Origin of the sequence: Mesorhizobium kowhaii, assembly GCF_042431665.1 — a bacterium.
Taxonomy (GTDB): Bacteria; Pseudomonadota; Alphaproteobacteria; order Rhizobiales; family Rhizobiaceae; genus Mesorhizobium; species Mesorhizobium kowhaii.
Window position 1 is genome coordinate 1 of record NZ_JBHLYT010000183.1, and the last position, 3803, is coordinate 3803.

Annotated in this window: 4 protein-coding genes; 2 read left to right on the forward strand and 2 right to left on the reverse strand. The window is 56.6% G+C overall.

Translation table 11 applies throughout. The annotated features are described in order from the left end of the window. Positions 1–794 precede the first annotated feature (794 nt). A complete protein-coding gene (locus ACFFNA_RS39010; RefSeq protein ID WP_378925587.1) occupies positions 795–1838 on the forward strand; it encodes a D-alanine--D-alanine ligase family protein in 1044 nt (347 codons plus the stop codon). 198 nt (positions 1839–2036) lie between these two features. Continuing rightward, entirely contained in the window at positions 2037–2921 is an 885-nt protein-coding gene (locus ACFFNA_RS39015; RefSeq protein ID WP_378925589.1) for a MurR/RpiR family transcriptional regulator, read from the forward strand. 94 nt (positions 2922–3015) lie between these two features. On the opposite strand, the gene ACFFNA_RS39020 is transcribed toward ACFFNA_RS39015, so the two are convergent. Further along, on the reverse strand, positions 3016–3369 hold the full coding sequence (locus ACFFNA_RS39020; RefSeq protein ID WP_378925591.1) for a transposase: 354 nt from the start codon (positions 3367–3369) through the stop codon (positions 3016–3018). Between the two features lie 245 nt (positions 3370–3614). Beyond that, on the reverse strand, positions 3615–3803 hold a 189-nt coding region (locus tag ACFFNA_RS39025), incomplete at its 5' end, for a hypothetical protein (protein ID WP_378925593.1).

Genomic DNA, 3803 nt, shown 5'->3' on the forward strand with positions numbered 1-3803 from the left:
ACGGATCGATCAAAATGGCGGCCCTTGAACATGACAAACTCCCGGAAAGCAGGAGCAGCCGTCATGCAGCAATGACCTTTCCGAAAAGTTTGCGACGGAACCAGCTAAAGGCGTGGGGTTTCCGGATCCCCGTTAAGCCCGCACGATCTCAGGCATCGGTCCGCTGTGACCTGCCTCAGCCTCTGGTACCACCGCGGCAGACGTTCAGGCGCTGGTCTCGTTGCTCGCCACATATCTCGGCATTTCGACGTGTGATCAGGCGTGTCCAGTTGAAGACGTCAACGTTCCGAACCCGACACAATGAGGCTCAAGTGTTCCGCCGTTGCGGCGCGCAATAAATGAGTTTTTCCCTTCTTGCCCGCATAACTTCTGTGTTGGCACGTCGGTTGCGTGGCCTACGATAAAGTATCTGCTTCGACCATAGTGGTGCCGCAGTTGCCGGCCAAGGAGGATCTACATGAAACTTGCTCGAAAGGCCCGAATCAACGCGACAGATGTTCCCCAATTGAGAGTGATCCCGTCAATTGAAGCCTTGCCGTATCCGTCGCGGGTGCCGCTGTTATCCCCACAGCAGCGGTTTTGGTTGCTTTCGCGTCTGGCAGACGGCAGACGGGCTAGTCACATCCAGATGGGTGGCTCGGGTTCGCGCCGGACCGGACTTGCAGTCGGCTCTGGACAGGTTCGAGGCGAGCCATGAGGTGCTGCGGTTGGCTCGGTCCAGACGAGCTTTTCTTCGATTAACCAAACTCGACCGAATGAACGTGACAGCAGGCAAACACTCCAGGGAGTAGCTCATGCGCGTAGCCGTTGTTTGGAACCATGATCGTGGGGGTGTGATCAACCGGTTTGGTCAGCCTGGTCCGAAGGACGACGATTGCGAGACGGTCAACAGCGTGGTAGCGGCACTGCAAGATGGCGGCCACGAAGCATTGTTGTGCGAAGGTGACAAAGGGCTGCTCGCTACGCTCGAGCGCTTCATGCCCCCCGATTCGCAAGCCCGCCCCTCTGGAATGGTTTTCAACTATGCGGGTGGAATTCAGGGGGAGGCCCGTTACAGCCACGTTCCGGCCATGCTCGAGATGGGCGGCGTACCGTACACTGGATCGAGCCCGCTCGGGCATGGCCTGGCGCTCGACAAGGTCATCACTAAGAGGCTCATCCGCGCCGTCGGGGTGCCAACGCCGAAGTTTCGCGTGATGGATTGCAGGACCGAGAGTGTCGGCGACCTGCGCTTCCCTGTGGTAGTGAAGCCGCGTCACGAATCCACCAGCTGCGGTTTGCAACTCGTATCGGAGTTCGCTCAGTTAAAGCAGGCTGTAGAAGCGATTGTCACGCAATATGCACAGGATGCGCTCGTAGAAGAATACATCGATGGGCGAGAAATTACGGTCGCTCTGCTGGGAAACGGAGAGTTCGAGTTTTTGCCTCTGTTAGAGCAGGATTTCGGCGATCGCGAAACCCATCTTATCACTTGGGAAGAAAAGATCCACATGGCGGTCGCGGAGCCGCGAAAGATTTGCCCGGCGCAAATCGGAAGCAAGCTCGCGACTAGGCTGCAGGATATTTCCGTAGCGACCTTCCGCGCCTGCCAGTGCCGGGACTACGCGCGCGTCGACTTCCGGATCGACCGCGCCGGCCAACCTTTTGTCCTGGAGATCAATTCAATGCCAGCACTAGGTATGCGTGATTCTTATTTCACAGCCGCGAGGATCGCCGGACACAGCTTCTCGAGCTTGGTCAATCGGATCCTCGATGTCGCCCACACCCGGTATTTCGGAGTCGGCATCCCAAATACAGAAGACGCGTCGAAATGCGACGGCAGCCGTCTCTTCGACTAGGCAGCTACGACTGCGACTCTTGAGACACCTTGATTAGCCCAGGCTCTCGCTTCACCCTCAATGTGGCATCAATTGCTTGACGAAAGCTGGCCGAGCCGAGAGCCCCCGGGCGAATCTCCCCATTATCGATCAGACAGTCCGGATCGAATATCTTGAGTGATCAGTACCAGGCCGGATTGACTAAGGAAGTATATTGGAATGGATTTGCGCGTTGCAAGAGCCGTCAAGGACAACTACGAGCTGTTCCCGCGGCAAATGAAGGTCGCTGCACGTTGGTTGCTCGACAATCCGACGGAGGTCGCACTGCTATCAATGAGGGAGCAGGCGCGCCGAGCAAGGGTGCCTCCGGCAACACTAACGCGACTTGCAAAACGCCTCGGCTTCGATGGTTTCGACAAATTGAAAGAGATATTCGCTGACAGCATCAGAGAACGACCGAAAAGCTTCGCGGGGCATATGGAGGAATTAGTGGCACGACAAGAGGGCGACGGCGTCCTTGTCGGCGCTATGATCAAAACTTTGCGCGACCATCTAAGCGAGTTCGCGCAGCCCTCCGCGATTGCGGCGCTGGCTGCCGCCGCCGATCTCATGGTGGAGTCACAATACATCTTTTGTATTGGATTCCGCTCGGGTTTTCCTGCAGCCTATCTGATGCATTATGTCGGGTCATTGCTCGGCGTACCCACGGTATTGATCGACGGAATAGGCGGGACTGCCGATCCTGCGCTCCGGTCTGTCGGTCCCGGAGATGTCTTGCTAACGGTTAGTGTCAGCCCGTACACTCGCTACACGACGCAGGTCTGCGAGTTTGCGGTTTCCTGTGGTGCGAAGCTAATCGCTTTGACCGACAGCGAGCTATCTCCGATCGCTAAATTCTCCGAGATTGTGATCCGCGTTCGAACGGAGTTGCCTTCGTTTTTTCATACTATGACGCCCGTATTCGCAGCGGTGGAGTGCCTCGTCGCACTGATCGCGGCGAAGCGCGGAAGTCTCACGCTTGAAGCGTTGGCGGCGAACGAAGCACATATCGAAGCATTCGATACCTATGGCCTGCAGGCACGCGCAAGCGCGCACTGTGATTGACCGGGGCAGAGTCGCTAATTCGAAGCGCTCATTTTATTGGCTGCAAGCATGACGTTCAAGGGCATAGCGTATCTCCTCTAAGGCTTGTTGAGATTCATCGTGAGTTTATGACGGCGGCAGCGAGATGGATGATGGCTTTGAAGCTCTGGTCGGTTTTTTCGGCACGCATGGCAATACGCTTGAATTCCTTGAGTTTGCAGAAGAAGTTTTCGATCAGATGACGCCATTTGTACATCTCGGCATCGAGCGGCAGCGGCTTTGCACGACGCGAATGCTGAGAAATGACGACCTTGGCGCCGCGCTCGTTCAGATCGGCGATGATGACGTTGCTGTCGAAGGCCTTATCGGCAATCAGAGCGTCGAAGCAGAGGCCCTCGATGAGCGGTTCAACACCGACCGTATCGAATCGCTGGCCCCGGCAGGAGGACGAAGCGCACGAGATCGCCAAGCGCGTCGGTAAGCCCCAGGATCTTAGTCGTCATGCCGCCCTTGGAGCGACCAATGGCCAAGCCGGGTCTCCCTATTTGTTCACTTCGCAGGTGGGCAATCGCCTTGATATGGGAGACATCCATCGAACATTCTATGCTCTGTCTCGCCAGATCGGCCTGCGCGGCGCAACTGACAGCCACGGCCCACGCCTGCATGACATGCGCCATGTATTCGCGACGAACACCTAGTACCTCTGCACAGAGGTTATGACTCTTTGGAAGTCGGCTTGGGATAGGCTTTGGCCATCTTAAGGCGTGCGTTTTCGGTAGAGAACATCCAGTTGATGCGATGGTTCCGTCGCAAACTTTTCGGAAAGGTCATTGCTGCATGACGGCTGCTCCTGCTTTCCGGGAGTTTGTCATGTTCAAGGGCCGCCATTTTGATCGATCCGTG